Origin of the sequence: uncultured Mediterranea sp. (assembly GCF_902493215.1) — a bacterium.
Classification (GTDB): domain Bacteria; phylum Bacteroidota; class Bacteroidia; order Bacteroidales; family Bacteroidaceae; genus Bacteroides.
Genome location: NZ_CABUOL010000001.1, coordinates 151,609 through 169,471, shown reverse-complemented (window position 1 = coordinate 169,471; position 17,863 = coordinate 151,609). Strand labels below are relative to the sequence as shown.

Sequence of the window (17,863 nt, the reverse complement as noted above, 5' to 3'; positions counted from 1 at the left end):
ATCTAAAGTTATCTGATCTTCAATGTTATAATGGTAATAGCTGCCAGAATGATGGTTACAATCCAAAATCGGACGGTAATCTTTGATTCGTGGAACAGCTGTTCGGGCTTGGTGAATACGACACGGCATCCCGGTTCAATCAGGTTCATGCCGGTACGGAAGTGGTCGTGTATCGGTGTACGTTTGAACAAACGCTGTTTGACACCTTTTCGTTTGCCGGCTTTGTAGTACACCCTTTGCAGGATGACAGACAAATTTTCAACCAGAAAAATACCGCAGAGGATGGGAATCAACAGTTCCTTGTGGATAATGATGGCAAAAACCGCAATGATACCTCCGATGGTAAGGCTACCTGTATCCCCCATGAACACTTGTGCCGGATAAGCATTGTACCACAGGAAACCAATAAGTGCACCGATAAAGGCGCAAATGAAGATTACCAGTTCTTCGGAGCCGGGAATATACATAATGTTCAGGTAGCCTGCATATTCAATGTGGCTCGACACGTATGCCAAGATTCCCAGTGTCAGTCCGATGATGGCCGAGTTACCTGCAGCCATGCCGTCCATTCCATCATTCAGATTGGCACCGTTGCTTACGGCTGTAACGACGAAGATGGTAACGATGACGAACAAAATCCATCCGGCTGTCTGTGCGTGGTCACCCAGAAAGCCCATAATGTCGGCATAATCCAGGTTATTGCTTTTGAAGAAGGGAATGGTAGTTTGTGTGGCCTTGATTTCCTTAGCTGCATGTACTACCTCAATCTGTCCGTCGGGTTGTTCTACTTCAATGTTTTCGCGGATGACAACCTGCGGGCTGAGGTAGAGAGTCAGCCCCACAATCAGGCCGAGACCCACTTGTCCGATAATCTTGAATTTGCCGTGCAAGCCCTCCTTGTCTTTCTTGAATATTTTGATATAGTCGTCAGCAAAGCCCAGTGATCCCAGCCACACAGTGGTGATGAGCATCAGCATCATGTAGATATTCTCCAATTTGCCTAACAGCAAACAGGGGATAAGGGTTGCAAAGATGATAATGACTCCTCCCATACTGGGTACCCCCACTTTGTTTACACCGAACGGATCAATGCTGGCATCGCGTTGGGTTTCGGTAATCTGCTTCCGTTTGAGCAGGTGAATGAACTTGTCTCCCCAAATCGTAGAAATCAGCAGGGCCAGAATGATAGCCATCAGCGATCGGAAGGACGTATAGGCAAACATACCTGCGCCGGGGAAATCATATTGGTCGAGCCAATGGAATAAGTAGTATAACATGACAATGAATAGTTTACAATGTACAATTAACAATCGGTCTTCAGTTCATGATTTTCTGGAGTTCTTCCTTGTCGTCGAAGTGGTGTTTCACACCTTTTATCTCCTGATAGTTCTCATGCCCCTTACCTGCTACCAGTACGACATCTCCGGGTTGTGCCAGCATGCAGGCTGTCTTGATGGCTTCGCGGCGGTTGGCAATGCTGAGTGTTTTCTGCATGTCGTCTTTGTCGAGTCCGGTCAGCATGTCATTGATGATATCCTGAGGTTCCTCGAAACGAGGATTGTCGCTTGTTATAATGACACGGTCGCTCAGACGGGCGGCCTCTTTGGCCATAATGGGGCGTTTGCCCTTGTCGCGGTTGCCGCCGGCTCCTACAACGGTGATGACCTTGCCTTTTCCTTCCAGCACTCCGTGGATAGCATTCAATACGTTGACCAGTGCATCGGGCGTATGGGCATAGTCCACAATGGCGGTGAAGCCTTTTTGGGGCGAACGGACCGCATCGAAACGGCCGGCAACCGGATGCAGTGTACTCAATGCCACCAGTACGTCTTCTTCTTTCTTACCCAGCAGCACGGCGGCACCGAATACGGCCAGTAGGTTGGAGGCGTTGAAGCGTCCGATAAACTGGACGGCCACTTCGTGATTATTGAAGTCGAGTAACATGCCTTCGAAGTGCGACTCCAGTACACGCCCCTTGAAGTCGCTCAAGCTACGCAATGAATAGGTATATACATGCGAACGGGTATTCTGAGTCATTACCAGTCCGTTCTTATCATCCAGATTAGTCAGGCTGAAAGCATTCTTGGGCATGTCGTCGAAGAACTTTTTCTTGGCCTTCAGATAGTTCTCCACCGTCTTGTGGTAATCCAGATGATCGCGCGTTAAGTTGGTAAAGATACCTCCGGCAAAGCGCAGACCACTGATTCGTTTCTGGTCGATGGAGTGGGAACTTACTTCCATGAAAGCATATTTGCATCCCGCGTCGGCCATCTGTCCCAGCAGGCGGTTGAGTGTGATGGGATCGGGAGTCGTATGGTCGGTCGGAACCGGTTGGTCATCGATGTAATTGCATACGGTAGAGATGAGACCGACCTTGTAGCCGAAGTATCGGAATACATTATATAATAAGGTCGCAATAGTAGTCTTGCCGTTGGTACCGGTGACGCCTACCAACTCCAGTTTCGAGGTCGGGTCGCCATAAAAGGTCGTTGCTATCTTGCCCACAGCATCTTCACTGTCCTTTACACGGACGTAAGTGATATTGGTTTCCTTCTGCTTCGGCATTTCCTCACAGAGTATGGCGACAGCTCCTTTACCAATGGCAGAGGGAATATAGGCATGACCGTCGGTCTGCGTGCCGCGCATGGCCATGAAGAGGTGGCCGGATTCTATCAGGCGTGAATCGATGTTCACTCCGGCTATTTCGATGTCTGTACTGCCGGTTACTTCTACCGGTTGTATAGCTTTCAGCAATTCATTCAGTTTCATAATCTTCCATTAAAATGTTTCCATTCGTTTATTGTCTCAGTTGGAGGGTGACGGTCTGTCCCTTTATAATCCTGCTGCCTCCTGCAATGGACTGGCTTCTTACTTTTCCGATACCATAGAGCTGTACGCGCAGGCCTTTGCTTTCCAGCAGATAGACGGCGTCTTTAGCTCCCATGCCTATCACATTCGGTACCAGGCCTGTTTTGCTTTCGCCCGTTTGCAGGATAACGGCATTGGGTGATTGTTGCGCATGCCCCCACGTAATTTGGCCGTCTGCCAACTTGAAGTCTTTCTGTACTGGCACCTTCAGGCCTTCCAGTACCCGAACCGTTTCGTTCATGTTACCTGCCTTGACAGACGGGATGACGTTGGTCGTGCTGTCTACGGCATTACTCAGGTCGAAGTGCAGGTTCTTGGCATAGACTCTTTCCGCAATCTTGCCGAAGACACTTCCTGCCATTCCACCGCCCGAGGCGATACCTTTGTTGATTTGGATGGAAACGATACAGCTGTATCGCGGCTGCTCCGAGGGAAAATAACCGCAGAAGCTGACCAAGTGATTGCGTACACCGCCCTTGTAACCTGCCGCTCCTTGCGAAATCTGTGCCGTACCGGTCTTTCCCGATACATGGAACTGATCACTGCCTGCCGGTTTGGCAAGGCCGTGCCCTACTACGTTGCGCAGGATGGTGCGTATCTGCTCCAACGTATGGTCTGAACAGATTTTGGGATTGATGACTTCTACCGGATATTCTTCCACCGTTTCACCATCCTTCACGGCTTTAGTCACAAAGCGCGGACGTACCATCGTGCCGTTGTTGGCGATGGCGTTGTAGAAGGTCAGTATGTTGATGGGGGGCAGCTGTACCTCGTAACCGATACTCATCCATGGCAGGGTGGTCTTGGCAAAGTATTTTTCTTTCGGTCCCTTGATATTGGGGGTGCCTTCGCCTGGTATCTGCAGATGCAGAGGCTGATCGATACTCATGCGCTTCAGGCCGTCCACGAACTTTTGTGGATTGTCTTTGTAGAATTTGTCGATGATGCTCGACACGCCGATGTTGGATGATACCTCCATGATGCGGTTCACGTTGATGACGCCATAGCCTCCCTTGTACCAGTTGTGGTCGCGCATGGCTTGTCCGTACATCATCTTGATACCTTTCTCGGTGTCTACGGTATAGTCGGGTGTGATTTTCCCGTCTTCCAGCGCTACCATGATGGAGGCTGTCTTGAAGGTGGAGCCCGGCTCTTGCAAGTTGCTGATGGCCAGGTTACGCATTTCGTAGTAATTGCCGTCCTGTCCGCGGGTCATGTTTACGATGGCCTTGACATCGCCTGTAGGCACATCCATCAGGATGGCTACACCCGATACGGCTTCCAGCTCCTTCAGCTTGTCTACCAGTGCCTTTTCGCAGATGTCCTGCATGTCTACGTCGAGGGTGGTGATGATGTCGCAACCGTCTACGGGCGGGCGGTCTACGATGTTCAGGTATTTGTTCATCACCTTCTGGCGGTGGGTAATACCTTCGCGTCCTTTCAGCAGGGAGTCGAAGGCCAGTTCGATACCGTTCTTGGCTCCTTGGGCGGTGTCGGCATACAGGTCGCCCAGCGTACGTGCGGCCAGCGAACCAAAAGGTTTCTTGCGCTGGTTGTAGGCCAACTCATGAAATCCTCCCTTATACTTGTTCAAGTTGAACACGGGCAGACGCTTCGCCTCCTTGTATTGGATGTACGAGATGCGTTTGGGATAAATCAGGTAGTTGCGGCTTCCCTTCTTGCGGCCCTTCAGCAGATGGGCCTTGAACTGGGCAGCGCTTCGGTCGGGGAATATCTTGTGCAGGCCTTCGCAGATTTCCGTTAGATGGTTCATCAGCATGGTGTCCTTCTGGTGCCCGCCTGCCTTGAAGTCCATGTAGATGCGGTACTCGGGCAGGGAGCTGGCCATCAGCTTGCCGTCGGCCGAGAGGATGTTGCCACGGTTGGGCTTGACGGGCACACCCTCGCGCACGAAGCGGTCGGCCACGTCTTTCCAATAGCCCTGTTCGGCAAACATGATGAAGCCGGCCTTGACTACCACCGCTATTCCCATCAATGACATCAGCAGCACGACGAAGAAGTAGCGGGTCATTATATTTTTTTTGTTTACAGCCATGGTTGTTCGTTGCAGGTTGTGGTTTTACTTGATGAGGTAGGGTGGAGTCGTTGCCGTCTGCAGGTCGCTCTCGCGGGTGGAAATATATTCCTCGATGCGCGACTGGCGGCTGCGCTCCATCAGTTCGGAACTGCGTGTCAGCGCGTCGTACTTGATGTCGGTCAGCTCCTTCTTCAGCCGGTCAATCTCTATCATCTGCTGCTGGCAGGCATAGCGGTTGTGGATGTAGAAGATGATAAGCACCATGACCAGCACCAGCAGTTTGGTTTGCCGGCGGAAGAAGTCGGTGGCCAGTATGTCTCCTCCCACAATGCTTTTCCAGGAAGCGTGTCTGCTCTTCTTTTCAGGTTGCGCGATGTTTTCTTCTCTGCTTTCCATTGCAATGTCTCCTTTTTATCTCATCGTTTCTCAGCAATTCTCAGTTTGGCGCTCCGTGAGCGGGGATTGCGGGCAATCTCCGCTTCGTCGGGCACAATCACTTTGTTGTTCACGAGGCGGAAGGGCGTCTGTACGTTGCCGTAGAAGTCCTTTTCGGCCTTGCCCTCTACGTTGCCCGTCTTCATGATGTTCTTCACCATGCGGTCTTCCAGCGAGTGATAGGTGATGACGACCAGTCGCCCGCCCGGGCGCAGGGCTTCGGTGGCGGCATAGAGCATTTCCTTCAGGGCTTCCATTTCCTGATTTACCTCGATGCGCAGTGCCTGGAATACCTTGGCCAGCTCCTTCTTCTCGCGTTCGCGGCCGAAGAGAGGCTTCACGAGGTCGAGGAATTCGCCGATGGTTTCTATCTTCTGCGTATTGCGCGCCTTGACCAGCAGCGAGGCCAGCTTGCGGCTGTTCTTCAGTTCGCCGTAGAGGTAGAAAATGTCGGCCAAGCGTTCTTCGTCGTACATGTTCACCACATCGGCCGCCGTCAGGCCTGCGCGTTTGTTCATGCGCATGTCCAGCTGGCCGTCGAAGCGGAAGGAAAATCCCCGTTCGCTATCGTCGAAGTGATGGGACGATACACCCAGATCGGCCAGGATGGCGTCCACCTGCTCTACGCCGTAATAGCGAAGGAAGTTGTGCAGGTAGCGGAAGTTGCTTCGCACGAAGGTGAAGTGCGGGTCATTCACGATGTTGCGTTCGGCATCCTCGTCCTGGTCGAAGCTCAGCAGCCGTCCTCCGTCGCCCAGTCGGGACAGGATTTCGCGCGAGTGTCCTCCTCCGCCGAAGGTCACGTCTACGTACGTGCCGTCCGGGCGGATGTCCATACCGTCTACGCTGGCTTTCAGCAGCACGGGGATGTGATATGTCGTTTCTTCTGTTGCCATTTACACCTTAGTTATATAAACGGCTGTAAAAGTACACATTTCTCTACAATTACGGGCAAGGTTTTTGCTAAAATCAATGAACAAGTTTTCAACAGCTTTAAATCCTTTGTTTGCAGAGGGTTCTGTCGGCTTGTGCGAATGATACTTTAAGTGAAAACGTTATTTTCTGAGGAAAATTGCGCTTCTGTGCCGGAAGTGGTGGAAAACATTGCTTTTTCCGATGCAAAACATTGCTTTCTTTGCAAGAAAACATTGTTTTTTCTGTTGCAGAACATTCGGTCTTTTTTTCGTTGGCGATGGATGCCGTTTTTAGAATCGGCGTAGGCATGAGGTTGGTTGGTGGCGGAAAAGTCTTTCTTTGGAGGAAGGCCTTGATAAATGGAAAGGACAGGCTTCGGGTGGAGCCTGTCCTTTCGTTTGCACAACTAAAAATATACGCGGTCTCTTTTCAGACGCTTATACCTCAAGTGACAGAGGTTAGGGAGAATTATACAAAGTCTTTCAGTTCGCGTTGCAGCTTCTGGCGTGTGAAGAAGATGCGGCTTTTCACGGTACCCAGAGGGAGGTCCAGCTTTTCGGCAATCTCGCGATACTTGAATCCGGCCACGTGCATGGAGAACGGCACACGATATTCCTTGGGAAGTGCGTTGACGATGCGGTGCATCTCTTTCAGGTCGTAGGCTGTTTCGGTGCTCTCCGTATAGCTTTCGCTTGGCGTGTTCAGGTGATATTGGTTGTCCGTCTGGTCAACGAAAGTCTGGTCGCGTACCATCTTGCGGTAATTGTTGATGAAGATATTGCGCATGATGGTATAGACCCATCCTTTGAAGTTGGTTTCGGGAGTATATTTATCTTCGTTGTCGAGGGCTTTCAAGGAGGTTTCCTGAAGCAGGTCGTTTGCGTCTTCGCGGTCGGCGGTGAGCTTGTAAGCGAAGCGGAGCAGATCGTCCTGCATGCTTACCAAAGCTTTTGTAAATGTTACACTGTTCATATTCTACGTGCGTGTTAAATGATTAATTGTCGTTCTTTTATTTCGACGTTGCAATGATACGGACTATTTGCGTCTCCAGTCGCCTGAAAACAGGCAATAATAGGGGGAAAATCTGTTTATTGATAGTTTTCGGGTGGTTTTTGATAGTTTTCAGGTGTATTTTCTGTCAAAGTCTTGCTTAGAATTAAAAAGAAGCGTTAATTTTGCGCAGTTATTTTATCTGAATGAAAGAATGGCAGATGACTCTTTGTTTTTAATCGACATTGACAGGATTCTTCGGGAGAAAGCTCCGAAGCAGTCAAAGTACGTGCCGCGTTTTGTCGTTTCGTATCTGAAGCACATCGTCCATCAGGACGAATTGAACGTCTTCTTGCGCGAATCGAAAGATAAGGTCGGCGTCGATTTTCTGGAAGCATGCCTGGAGTTTCTGGATGCCAAGATTGAGGTGAAAGGCCGTGAGAACTTGCCCGAAGGTAACTTGTGTACATTTGTCTCCAATCATCCGTTGGGTGGGCAGGATGGCATTGCTTTGGGCTACGTGCTCGGCAAACACTATGGCGGCAAGGTGAAATATCTGGTGAATGATTTGCTGATGAACCTGCATGGATTGGCTCCTTTGTGCATTCCCATTAACAAGACAGGCCGTCAGGCAAAAGATTTTCCGAAACTGGTGGAGGCTGGTTTCGCTTCGGACAATCAGCTCATCATGTTTCCGGCCGGCCTTTGTTCCCGTCGCCAGAAAGGTGGAGTGATAGCCGATCTGGATTGGAAGAAGGCATTTATCGTAAAGAGCGTGGAGCATCATCGGGATGTTGTCCCCATTCATTTCGAAGGACGGAACTCCGACTTCTTCTATAATCTGGCCAATCTGTGCAAATTCTTGGGTATCAAGTTCAACATCGCCATGTTGTATCTGGCCGACGAGATGTTGAAGAATCGGCATAAGACCTTTACTGTGACCATCGGAAAGCCTATCCCCTGGCAGACCTTTGATAAATCGAAGACACCCGTCGAGTGGGCACAGTATGTAAAGGACATCGTATATAAATTGTAAGGACACTGAGTTTATAGAATATTAGGTATGAGTATGGAAGAGATTATAGCACCGGTAGACAAACAGTTGCTGAAAGCGGAGCTGACGGAAGACAAGCGTTTGCGCATGACCAACCGCAGCCATAATCAGATATACATTGTCACGGCACACGATGCGCCGAATACGATGCGTGAAATCGGCCGTTTGCGTGAAATTGCTTTCCGGGCAGCCGGAGGGGGAACAGGCATGTCGATGGACATTGATGAGTATGATACAATGGAAAACCCCTACAAGCAGTTGATTGTGTGGAATCCCGAAGCAGAGGAAATTTTGGGAGGATACCGCTATCTGTTGGGGACGGATGTGCGTTTCGATGAAAAGGGAGCACCTATTTTGGCCACTTCGCACATGTTCCATTTCTCGGAGAAGTTCCTCAAGGAATATCTGCCTACGACCATTGAACTGGGACGTTCGTTTGTTACATTGGAGTATCAGTCCACCCGTACGGACAGCAAAGGCTTGTTTGCCCTCGACAACTTGTGGGACGGCTTGGGAGCACTGACAGTCGTAATGCCGAATGTGAAGTATTTCTTCGGAAAGGTGACCATGTACCCCAGCTATCATCGTTTGAGCCGCGACATGATACTTTATTTCCTGCATAAACATTTTGCCGATAAGGATGGATTGGTTGTGCCTATTGAACCCTTGAAACTGGAAGCCGATGAGAAAGACCTGGCCGCTCTGTTCTGTCAGGATTCCTTCAAGGAAGATTATAAGATATTGAACGCTGAAATCCGCAAGGTTGGTTATAACATTCCTCCGTTGGTCAATGCTTATATGAGTCTGAGTCCTACAATGCGTATGTTCGGTACGGCCATCAACTATGAGTTTGGCGATGTGGAGGAAACAGGTATCCTGATAGCTGTGGATGAAATTCTGGCTGAGAAACGCATCCGCCACATCCAGTCGTTCGTAGAGAACGAGCAGGATGTCAGTCGCTTCATGTTTAACAAGAAGGCATAAACGGATAGAACTGAGAGGGATTGCTGGAAAAGAGTTGGGGAAGCTTCAGCTGATTTCCGGCAGACTGTTTCCGTTGATTTTCCGATAAAGGTCGAGGGCAAAGACGTCTGTCATGCCCGAGATGTAATCCAATACCGCCTGTATTCTTTCATAGAATACGGGCGATTTTATGTTATACTGGCTGGATACACGGTTGATGAGCAGCTTGGAGTAGGCCTTTTCGGGCGAACAAACTGCTTCGGTCATCAATTCCAACAGGGTACCGATGATGCGGAAACCGGCCAGTTCGATGTCGAGCACGTCGCGCGAGCGGTAAATTTTCTCCAGAGACACGTCGGAACTGTGGCGGTAGGCCGATGCCGGCAGGGAACTGATGTGCTTGATGAGCGGTCCGTCGAAGGTGCCGGCCAGTATCTGCTCTTCATTGTCCAGAAAGGCCTGGGTGCATTCGCGTATCAGCAGGCCGATGACGCTGGAGCGCAGGTAGGCTATCTGTTCGTTCACGTCGTTTACAATCTTCAGTGTTTGCTCTCTATGGGCCTTGCGTGTGTCGTCAAAATAAGAGAGAAACAGTTCTTTGGTTTCATCGGTTGTCAGTATCTTCAGTTTGTGTGCGTCTTCAATGTCCATCATTTGGTAACAGATGTCGTCGGCGGCTTCTACCAGGTAAACCAGCGGGTGGCGGGCATACTTCAACGGTTGGTCATTCAGTTTGGTCATCCCCAATTCTTCGGCAATGCGTCGGAAGCTTTCTTCTTCGCTGAGGAAGAAGCCGAATTTAGATTTCTTTCCAGCAAGACTCGATGAAAAGGGGTATTTAACGATACTGGCCAAGGTCGAATAGGTCAGAACGAACCCTCCGGGGCGCCGGCCTTCAAACTGATGGGTCAACAGGCGGAAGGCATTGGCATTGCCCTCGAAGTGAGTGAAATCTTCCCATTGAGCTTCTGTGAGTGCCTCTTTCAGGGCAAGGCCTTTCCCTTCGGAGAAGAAAGTCGAAATGGCCCGTTCGCCCGAATGACCGAACGGTGGATTGCCCAAATCGTGAGCCAGGCAAGCGGCCGAAACTATCGCACCGATTTCCGGCAGGAAGCTTTGTTGCAGTTCCGGTTGGCGGGTCAGAATACCCTTGGCGACATCATTGCCCAGTGAACGTCCCACGCACGATACCTCCAGACTGTGTGTCAGTCGGTTGTGCACGAAAATACTGCCTGGCAGAGGAAAAACTTGTGTCTTGTTCTGCAGGCGGCGGAAGGGAGCTGAGAAGACCAGCCGGTCGTAGTCGCGTTGGAATTCAGAACGGTTCTCGTGGCGTTCCTGATGGTATTCTTCCAGTCCGAAACGCTTGGCTGACAGAAGGGTATTCCAGTTCATCATGGGCTTGATGTTTGATAAAATACAAATCCGGTTACTATAATTTAACTGCAAATGTATGACTATTTGCTTCAAAATCCGTACTTTCGCCCGTTAAATTAGTACATAAAAATAGTAAGACGATACCAAATATGCTGAAAGTACAGATTATCAACCGTTCGAAGCACCCGCTTCCGGCCTATGCCACCGAGTTGTCGGCGGGTATGGACTTGCGTGCCAACCTGTCCGAACCGATGACCCTCGCCCCCATGCAACGTTGTCTGGTGCCCACCGGACTGTATATTGCCTTGCCTCCCGGTTTTGAGGCACAGGTGCGCCCGCGTAGCGGATTGGCTTTGAAGAAGGGGGTGACGGTACTCAACTCTCCCGGTACGATAGATGCCGATTATCGGGGTGAGATTTGTGTGATTCTGGTCAATCTGTCTGCCGAGCCGTTTGTCATTGCCGACGGTGAGCGTATTGCCCAAATGGTGATAGCCCGCCATGAGCAGGCTGCCTGGGAAGAAGTGGAAGTGCTGGATGAAACTCAACGTGGAGCCGGAGGATTCGGACATACCGGTGTGTGAAGTCTGTGAATGATAAACGAATGATTCGAGTGATGAAATATAATCTGAACAAATGGCTGGGAGCGGTGCTCTCGCTATGTTTGTTGATGTCGTGCGGAATGCTTCGTAAGGGAAGCGTTCCAGCGGATACGGTAGAGATGGTTTCGGCAGATACCTTGGCGCCGGCACTCCAGCGTAAGTATGACTATTTCTTTTTGGAGGCTGTGCGGATGAAGACGTTGAAAAAGTATGATGCGGCATTCGACCTGCTGCAACATTGCCTTCGTATCCGTCCCAATGCCCCTTCCGCCTTGTTTGAGCTTTCCCAATATTATATGGCCTTGAAGGAGGAAAAACAGGCTGCGGCTTCATTGGAGAAGGCTGTTCACTATGCTCCGGACAATTATTGGTATGCGCAGGGGCTGGTGAATTTATACCAGCAGCAGAAGGAAATGGACAAGGCAGTCGTTTTGCTGGAGGATATGGCGGTACGCTTTCCCGACAAACTGGACCCGATTTACAACCTGCTGGACGTTTATAACCGGCAGCAACAATACGACAAGGTGCTGGCGCTGCTCAACCGGTTGGAAGAGAAGTTAGGCAAGAGCGAACAGATCAGTATGGAAAAGTTCCGTATTTATCTGCAACAGGACGACCGTAAGAATGCATTCCGTGAGATGGAAAGCTTGGTGACGGAATATCCTAATGACCTTCGTTATCAGGTTGTCTTGGGTGATGTCTATCTGGAAAATGGCAAGACAGAAGAAGCCCATGCACTTTATCAGAAAGTGCTGGCTGAAGAGCCGGACAATGCGATGGCTCTTTACTCGATGGCTTCTTATTACGAAGAAACCGGGCAGAAGGAACTTTATGACCAGCAGCTCGATACCATTCTGTTGAACAAGAAAGTGGAACCGGCTACTAAAATGGAAGTGATGCGCCGCCTGATTGTGCAGAACGAACAGGCCGGTAAAGACAGTACACGTATCATTACTTTGTTCGACCGAATTATGGGACAGGATACCGACGACGCCAACATGCCGATGCTTTATGCCCAATACCTTCTTTCCAAGGGTATGAACAAGCAGTCGGTACCGGTACTCAATAAAGTGATAGACATTGATCCTACCAACACGGCAGCCCGCATGACACTGTTGGGTGAAGCGGTACGGAAAGAAGATTACAAGGAAATCATCCGCTTGTGTGAGGCGGGTGTAGAATCCAACCCGGACATGCTGGAGTTTTATTATTACTTGTCCTATGCTTATATTCAGGCTGAACGTATGGATGACGTTCTTGACATCTGCCGTAAGGCGTTGGCGCATGTTACCAAAGACAGTAATAAAGAAATGGTGTCCAATTTTTATGCTATCATCGGCGATGCCTGGCATACGAAGAATCGTAATGAGGAAGCTTATGCCGCTTACGATTCAGCTTTGGTTTATAATCCCAATAATGTCGGTGCTTTGAACAACTATGCCTACTATCTTTCCTTGGAACGTAAGAACTTGGACAAGGCAGAGGAAATGAGTTACAAGACGGTGAAGGCCGAACCACAGAATGCCACTTATCTGGATACCTATGCCTGGATATTGTTCGAGAAAGGCAATTATGCCCAGGCACGTCTGTATATCGACCAGGCCATGAAGAGCGAAGAAGAAAAGAGTGCCGAGGTGGTAGAACATTGCGGCGACATCTATTATATGGTGAATGAGGTCGAACAAGCCGTGAAATACTGGCAGCAGGCTCTCGATATGGGCAGTGACTCGAAGACACTGAAGCAGAAGATAGAGTTACGGAAATATATACCAGAACCGGAAAAAAAGACTGAATGATGATGAAGACAACCGAACTTTTACGTTTCCGGCCGTTATTGCGGTTGGTGTGTCTGATGGCTTTGCTGATTGGGCTGGCCGGATGTAAGACTTCCCGACAGACTGGAAGCGACAGGCCTGAAACAGGTTTTCTGTCGTCCAAAGTTGTATTGACCGTACCGACAAAGGAGGCCGTACTGACGGTCAACGGTACGATGAAACTGAAGGCAGGCGAGCGTATGCAGCTTTCTTTCCTCATGCCGATATTGCGTTCGGAGGTTGCCCGTATCGATATTACTCCCGATGAAGTGATTTTGGTGGACCGTATGGGCAAGCGGTATGTACAGGCTTCACGTCGGGAACTGAAAGGCGTGCTTCCCAAGAAAGCGACCTTTCAGCATCTGGAAAAACTGCTTTATGCCGCGTCGCGTCCCGGCGGCAAGAATACACTGACCGGCACAGAGTTGGGTATCCCTTCGATGGAAAAGGGAAAGATAGAACTGACCGACTTCTCCACCAAACCTTTCAATATGACTCCCACACAGCTTTCTTCGCGCTATCAGAAGGTGGAATGGTATGAAATCCTCGAAATGCTGATGAGCTTATGAAACGGGTCTGGTGTGTGTTGGCGGCATGCTTCTGTCTGCTGTGTCCTCTGATGGCCCAGTCTAACAAGCTGATTAAGGAGCTGGAAAGTAAGCGCGGTGCTCTGCAGAAGCAGATTGCCGAGTCGGAAAGCTTGCTGAAGACTACCACAAAAAATGTGGGTAGTCAGCTGAAGGGCTTGGCTGCACTGACGGGGCAGATTGAGGAACGCAGGCGTTATATCCTTGCCATCAACCGCGACGTGGACCTGATAGACAAGGAACTGGCTTCCCTGCAACGTCAACTCACCCAGCTGCAAAAGGAACTGAAGGACAAGAAGAACAAGTATGCGGCTTCGGTCAACTACCTTTATCGCAATCACACCATTCAGGATAAGTTGCTGTTTATATTTTCTGCTTCTACCTTGGAGCAGACGTACCGCCGTTTGCGTTACGTCCGCGAGTATGCTTCCTACCAGCGCATGCAGGGCGAGGAGATACAGAAGAAGCAGAAGCAGATCAGCGACAAGCGTACAGAGCTGACCGAGGCGCGTAAGGCCAAGGAAGGCTTGTTGAAAGAACGCGAAGACGAAAAGGCTACGCTCGAGAAACAGGAGAAAGAGCAGAAGGAACTGGTAAACAGTCTGCGCAAGAAGCAACGCAGCCTGCAGAGCGAAATCAGCAAGAAACGTAAGGAGGCCAACCAGCTGAATGCCCGTATCGACCGCCTGATAGCCGAAGAAATAGAGAAGGCGCGCAAGCGTGCCGAAGAGGAGGCACGTAAAGAAGCGGCTGCCCGCAAGAAAGGGGAGAGCAAGAGTGACGGTTCTGCTACGAAGCCCAAGGCGGCTCCGCTGGAGGCTTATACCATGAACAAGGCCGACCGCGAACTCTCCGGCAGTTTTGTCAGCAACCGGGGTAAGCTGCCTGTTCCCGTCACAGGACCTTACATCATCACCAGCCATTACGGCGAATACACCGTACCCGGCCTGCGGGGTGTGAAGCTCGATAACAAGGGCATCGATATCCAGGCCAAGCCGGGAGCACAGGCACGGGCTGTGTTCAACGGAAAAGTGGCTGCCGTGTTCCAGCTGAACGGGCTGTTCAACATCCTAGTGCGTCACGGAGCCTACATCTCCGTCTATTGCAACCTTTCCTCGGCCTCGGTCAAGGCAGATGATGTAGTGAAGACGGGGCAGACACTCGGCCCCATCTTCTCAGACGGGGCAGACGGCGGACGCACGGTACTCCACTTCCAGTTGCGCAAGGAGAAGGAGAAGCTCAACCCCGAGCCGTGGCTTAACCGCTGATACAAGATACGAAATTCCAGATGAAGGATTATCGAAGGTTGGAATGTAGCCGGTGGAATTCTTTGGCAGATACTCCCATCGTGCTTGTAAACACATGTGCAAAGTGTTGCGGATCCTGGAAGCCAAGTTTATAGGCGATTTGATTGACCTTCATGTTGGTGCTGGTAAGTAGCTGGCAGGCTTTTTCTATTTTCAGTTTCATATAATATTTCATAGGAGGGATACCTGTTTCTTTGATGAACTTGCGATGGAAATAAGAGGGTGAATATCCGCAGAAGTTGGTCAGTTCTTTTATTGTTATATGCCCTTCAATGTTTTCGTTCATGTACTGAATGACCCGTTTCATGACGTTTTCCGAATATTCCTTCTGTTGGAAAGGAGCTGCCAGTACATCGGAGAAACAGAAAGTGGCCAGAAGGTGTCCAAGACATAAGTTGGCGTAATGTATGTGGGGAGGTGTAAGCCCCTTATCCAGTATACTGTATATTTCTTCAAAAAGGTTGATACGCTTCTCTTTGGCAAAGTACGGATTGGGGCTTATGGAACAAGGCTTGTCAAAATCCTTGGCCAGGAAAACTGCTTTTCTTCCTTTGAAATGCAGCCAGTAGATAGTCCAGGGGTCCTGTTGGTCGGCCTGATAGCGGTGAGGCGTGCGGCGCGGTAATATGATGAACTGTTCTGCTGTCAGCGGGAATCGCTTGCCATATAGCTCAATCCACCCTTTTCCTTGTGTACAGTAGATGAACAGGTATTCATTGCAACCTTCCGGCCGGTCGATGTAGTGGTAGGCGGCATGTGGAAAATATCCCATGGCATACAGATATAAGTCGCTTGTTGTCAGATTGTCTCCAGCCGGTTTGCATTCGGGTGGAATGTAGAGGAAACGTTCGCCTTGAAATCCCAGTTCCATATAATTGTTTTTTGTATAAAAGTAGACACTTTGTTTGGATTGTACAAACTTGGGAGATGAAAAAACAATAAACAGACAATGAATAGGCCATTTTCCGACAATGACAAATCTCTTTAACTTCCCTAATTTTGTATCAATGAAATTTTAAATGTGATGGAATCATGAAAAAGGGAATTGTAGTAGGGCTGGTACTTTGTTTGTGTGTGAATGTTCATGCCCGGGAGTATCATGTGTCTCCTCAGGGCAGCGATGCGGATGCGGGAAGTTTTGAAAAACCGTTACGGACCATCAATCGGGCAGCACAGCTGGCTTTGCCGGGCGATACGGTGACGGTTCACGATGGTGTCTATCGGGAGTGGGTGAATCCGCTGTATGGCGGGGAGAGCGATGACAAACGTATCCTTTACCGGGTGGCTCCGGGTGAGAAAGCCGAGCTGAAAGGCTCGGAAGTTGTGAAGAAATGGAAGGCGGACAAGCGGGCCAAGGGAGTCTGGGTGGCAGTGGTAGACAATGCTCTGTTCGGAAATTACAATCCGTTCAACGATGAACTGTTCGGCGACTGGTTGTGGAAACCGAAAGGAACTGTTTTCCATACAGCTGATGTCTATCTGAACGATGTCTCTCTATATGAGGCCCAAAGTGTGGAGAAGGTCTTGCATCCTGACACAGTCTATACCGTCCGCGACCCTCAAGGAAGTACTGCCTTCTGGTATGCCGAGGTCGGTGCTGACGTAACCACAATCTATGCCCGTTTTGGTACGGTGAATCCCAATAAGGAGACCGTAGAAATCTCCGTACGTCCCACATGCTTTTACCCGACACGCGAAGGTTTGAACTATATAACTTTCCGTGGGTTTCATGTCAGTCAGGCAGCTACGCAATGGGCTGCTCCTACTGCCGAGCAGGTCGGTATGGTCAGTACCCACTGGTGCAAAGGATGGATTATAGAGGACAATGTGATTAAGAATTCACGGAGCAATGGTATTATATTGGGAAAGGAACGCGGAAGCGGTCATAATCTGGATTGTACGGACAAGCGTCTGGACGGTACCCATCATTATATAGAAGTCATATTCAATGTGCTTCGCCACGGATGGAACAAAGGACAGGTCGGATCGCACATCGTACGCAACAACATCATATCCGATTGCGAGCAGACCGGTATTTGTGGCAGTATGGGAGGGGCTTTCAGTGAGATTTATGGCAACCATATCTATAATATATTGTGCAAACAACAGTTCGGAGGAGCTGAGATGGCCGGTATCAAACTGCATGGTGCCATCGATACCTATATCCACCATAACCGCATCCACGACAGTGGAAATTTTGGCATCTGGCTGGACTGGATGTCACAAGGCGCACGTGTCTCTTCCAATCTTTTATATGAGAACCGAAGTTATGACCTCTTTACGGAAGTAGACCACGGTCCGATGGTGGTAGACAATAATATCTTCCTTTCTCCCCTGTCAGTTCAAGAAAATGCAGATGGCATTGCATACGTACACAATTTGTTCTCCGGTAGTTTTCGCGGTGTGGACGACGGACGTTACGTTCCCTATCATCTGAATCATTCTACCGAAATCAAAGGTTTCAAGAGCATTGTCCATGGCGACCACCGTTATTATAACAACATCTTCTTGGGGCGCAAGGATGGTAAAGGGCAATATGGACTGGCCGGATATAAATCGGCCCAATGGCCCATTCAGGCAGCCGGCAATTTGTTCTGCAACGGTGCCTTGCCTGCCGCCGATGGTCAAGGTGAAGTGTACGACCGCCCCCTTTCCGACATTCGGGTTGAAGAAGCCGGGCAGGAAGTCTATCTGATTCTGCCGGATGAGGCGACCGGCTTGCCAGCAGCCGGAAGGATTGATGCGGCCCGTTTGGGTAAGGCACGCCTCTCCAATTATGCTTACGAGAACGCAGACGGTACACCTGTTTCCCTGAATAAGGATTACCGGGGAAGGGAACGTGCGGAACATACCGTCGTCGGTCCGCTGGAGCAGATTGAAGGCAAACGGATCAGGGTGTGGTAAGAGTGATTG

At 49.9% G+C, this 17,863-nt stretch carries 15 protein-coding genes; 7 read left to right on the top strand and 8 right to left on the bottom strand.

Going from position 1 to position 17,863, the window contains the following annotated elements; all coding sequences use genetic code 11:
• Positions 1 to 8 precede the first annotated feature (8 nt).
• From mraY to RDO88_RS00630, 6 genes are all read right to left on the bottom strand, one after another.
• A complete protein-coding gene (mraY, locus tag RDO88_RS00655; protein ID WP_307757511.1) occupies positions 9 to 1,277 on the bottom strand; it encodes a phospho-N-acetylmuramoyl-pentapeptide-transferase in 1,269 nt (422 codons plus the stop codon).
• Between the two features lie 40 nt (positions 1,278 to 1,317).
• Positions 1,318 to 2,769 (bottom strand): UDP-N-acetylmuramoyl-L-alanyl-D-glutamate--2,6-diaminopimelate ligase, encoded by a 1,452-nt coding sequence (locus RDO88_RS00650; RefSeq protein WP_307757510.1) that lies wholly within the window; start codon positions 2,767 to 2,769, stop codon positions 1,318 to 1,320.
• A gap of 28 nt (positions 2,770 to 2,797) precedes the next feature.
• On the bottom strand, positions 2,798 to 4,924 hold the full coding sequence (locus RDO88_RS00645) for a penicillin-binding transpeptidase domain-containing protein (protein ID WP_307757509.1): 2,127 nt from the start codon (positions 4,922 to 4,924) through the stop codon (positions 2,798 to 2,800).
• A 24-nt stretch (positions 4,925 to 4,948) separates the two neighbouring features.
• On the bottom strand, positions 4,949 to 5,302 hold the full coding sequence (locus RDO88_RS00640; RefSeq protein WP_307757508.1) for an FtsL-like putative cell division protein: 354 nt from the start codon (positions 5,300 to 5,302) through the stop codon (positions 4,949 to 4,951).
• Positions 5,303 to 5,322: 20 nt separating this feature from the next.
• Entirely contained in the window at positions 5,323 to 6,237 is a 915-nt protein-coding gene (gene rsmH / locus RDO88_RS00635; protein ID WP_307757507.1) for a 16S rRNA (cytosine(1402)-N(4))-methyltransferase RsmH, read from the bottom strand.
• Between the two features lie 487 nt (positions 6,238 to 6,724).
• On the bottom strand, positions 6,725 to 7,228 hold the full coding sequence (locus tag RDO88_RS00630) for a sigma-70 family RNA polymerase sigma factor (protein ID WP_307757506.1): 504 nt from the start codon (positions 7,226 to 7,228) through the stop codon (positions 6,725 to 6,727).
• A 232-nt stretch (positions 7,229 to 7,460) separates the two neighbouring features.
• Between RDO88_RS00630 and RDO88_RS00625 the strand changes: the two genes are divergently transcribed.
• Positions 7,461 to 8,282 (top strand): 1-acyl-sn-glycerol-3-phosphate acyltransferase, encoded by an 822-nt coding sequence (locus RDO88_RS00625; protein WP_307757505.1) that lies wholly within the window; start codon positions 7,461 to 7,463, stop codon positions 8,280 to 8,282.
• Between the two features lie 33 nt (positions 8,283 to 8,315).
• Positions 8,316 to 9,284 (top strand): GNAT family N-acyltransferase, encoded by a 969-nt coding sequence (locus tag RDO88_RS00620; protein WP_307757504.1) that lies wholly within the window; start codon positions 8,316 to 8,318, stop codon positions 9,282 to 9,284.
• A gap of 45 nt (positions 9,285 to 9,329) precedes the next feature.
• Here RDO88_RS00620 and RDO88_RS00615 read toward each other — a convergent pair whose 3' ends face one another.
• Positions 9,330 to 10,661: a deoxyguanosinetriphosphate triphosphohydrolase gene (locus tag RDO88_RS00615; RefSeq protein WP_307757503.1), complete on the bottom strand. Its 1,332-nt coding sequence runs from the start codon at positions 10,659 to 10,661 to the stop codon at positions 9,330 to 9,332.
• Between the two features lie 131 nt (positions 10,662 to 10,792).
• Between RDO88_RS00615 and dut the strand changes: the two genes are divergently transcribed.
• Genes dut through RDO88_RS00595 form a run of 4 tightly spaced genes read left to right on the top strand, consistent with a single transcriptional unit; the run spans position 10,793 to position 14,911 of the window.
• The gene (dut, locus tag RDO88_RS00610) at positions 10,793 to 11,224 is read left to right on the top strand and encodes a dUTP diphosphatase (protein WP_307757629.1); all 432 of its coding nucleotides are present in this window, start codon (positions 10,793 to 10,795) and stop codon (positions 11,222 to 11,224) included.
• Positions 11,225 to 11,256: 32 nt separating this feature from the next.
• A complete protein-coding gene (locus RDO88_RS00605) occupies positions 11,257 to 13,038 on the top strand; it encodes a tetratricopeptide repeat protein (RefSeq protein WP_307757628.1) in 1,782 nt (593 codons plus the stop codon).
• 2 nt (positions 13,039 to 13,040) lie between these two features.
• Positions 13,041 to 13,625, top strand: coding sequence for a DUF4292 domain-containing protein (locus tag RDO88_RS00600; RefSeq protein WP_307757627.1), 585 nt, complete (start codon positions 13,041 to 13,043; stop codon positions 13,623 to 13,625).
• On the top strand, positions 13,622 to 14,911 hold the full coding sequence (locus tag RDO88_RS00595; RefSeq protein WP_307757502.1) for a peptidoglycan DD-metalloendopeptidase family protein: 1,290 nt from the start codon (positions 13,622 to 13,624) through the stop codon (positions 14,909 to 14,911). Before RDO88_RS00600 ends, RDO88_RS00595 begins: the two co-directional genes overlap by 4 nt.
• 28 nt (positions 14,912 to 14,939) lie before the next feature.
• Here the strand turns inward: RDO88_RS00595 and RDO88_RS00590 are convergent, their stop codons facing one another.
• A complete protein-coding gene (locus RDO88_RS00590) occupies positions 14,940 to 15,821 on the bottom strand; it encodes a helix-turn-helix domain-containing protein (protein WP_307757501.1) in 882 nt (293 codons plus the stop codon).
• A gap of 161 nt (positions 15,822 to 15,982) precedes the next feature.
• On the opposite strand from RDO88_RS00590, the gene RDO88_RS00585 reads away from it, so the two are divergent.
• Positions 15,983 to 17,854, top strand: coding sequence for a right-handed parallel beta-helix repeat-containing protein (locus RDO88_RS00585; protein WP_307757500.1), 1,872 nt, complete (start codon positions 15,983 to 15,985; stop codon positions 17,852 to 17,854).
• The last annotated feature ends 9 nt before the right edge of the window (positions 17,855 to 17,863 follow it).

What these genes read in the sequence shown, in the direction of transcription:
- mraY (WP_307757511.1), bottom strand. Translation starts at nt 1,277, where the DNA reads ATGTTATACTACTTATTCCATTGGCTCGACCAATATGATTTCCCCGGC.
- RDO88_RS00650 (WP_307757510.1), bottom strand. Translation starts at nt 2,769, where the DNA reads ATGAAACTGAATGAATTGCTGAAAGCTATACAACCGGTAGAAGTAACC.
- RDO88_RS00645 (WP_307757509.1), bottom strand. Translation starts at nt 4,924, where the DNA reads ATGGCTGTAAACAAAAAAAATATAATGACCCGCTACTTCTTCGTCGTG.
- RDO88_RS00640 (WP_307757508.1), bottom strand. Translation starts at nt 5,302, where the DNA reads ATGGAAAGCAGAGAAGAAAACATCGCGCAACCTGAAAAGAAGAGCAGA.
- rsmH (WP_307757507.1), bottom strand. Translation starts at nt 6,237, where the DNA reads ATGGCAACAGAAGAAACGACATATCACATCCCCGTGCTGCTGAAAGCC.
- RDO88_RS00630 (WP_307757506.1), bottom strand. Translation starts at nt 7,228, where the DNA reads ATGAACAGTGTAACATTTACAAAAGCTTTGGTAAGCATGCAGGACGAT.
- RDO88_RS00625 (WP_307757505.1), top strand. Translation starts at nt 7,461, where the DNA reads ATGGCAGATGACTCTTTGTTTTTAATCGACATTGACAGGATTCTTCGG.
- RDO88_RS00620 (WP_307757504.1), top strand. Translation starts at nt 8,316, where the DNA reads ATGGAAGAGATTATAGCACCGGTAGACAAACAGTTGCTGAAAGCGGAG.
- RDO88_RS00615 (WP_307757503.1), bottom strand. Translation starts at nt 10,661, where the DNA reads ATGATGAACTGGAATACCCTTCTGTCAGCCAAGCGTTTCGGACTGGAA.
- RDO88_RS00605 (WP_307757628.1), top strand. Translation starts at nt 11,257, where the DNA reads ATGAAATATAATCTGAACAAATGGCTGGGAGCGGTGCTCTCGCTATGT.
- RDO88_RS00600 (WP_307757627.1), top strand. Translation starts at nt 13,041, where the DNA reads ATGAAGACAACCGAACTTTTACGTTTCCGGCCGTTATTGCGGTTGGTG.
- RDO88_RS00595 (WP_307757502.1), top strand. Translation starts at nt 13,622, where the DNA reads ATGAAACGGGTCTGGTGTGTGTTGGCGGCATGCTTCTGTCTGCTGTGT.
- RDO88_RS00590 (WP_307757501.1), bottom strand. Translation starts at nt 15,821, where the DNA reads ATGGAACTGGGATTTCAAGGCGAACGTTTCCTCTACATTCCACCCGAA.
- RDO88_RS00585 (WP_307757500.1), top strand. Translation starts at nt 15,983, where the DNA reads ATGAAAAAGGGAATTGTAGTAGGGCTGGTACTTTGTTTGTGTGTGAAT.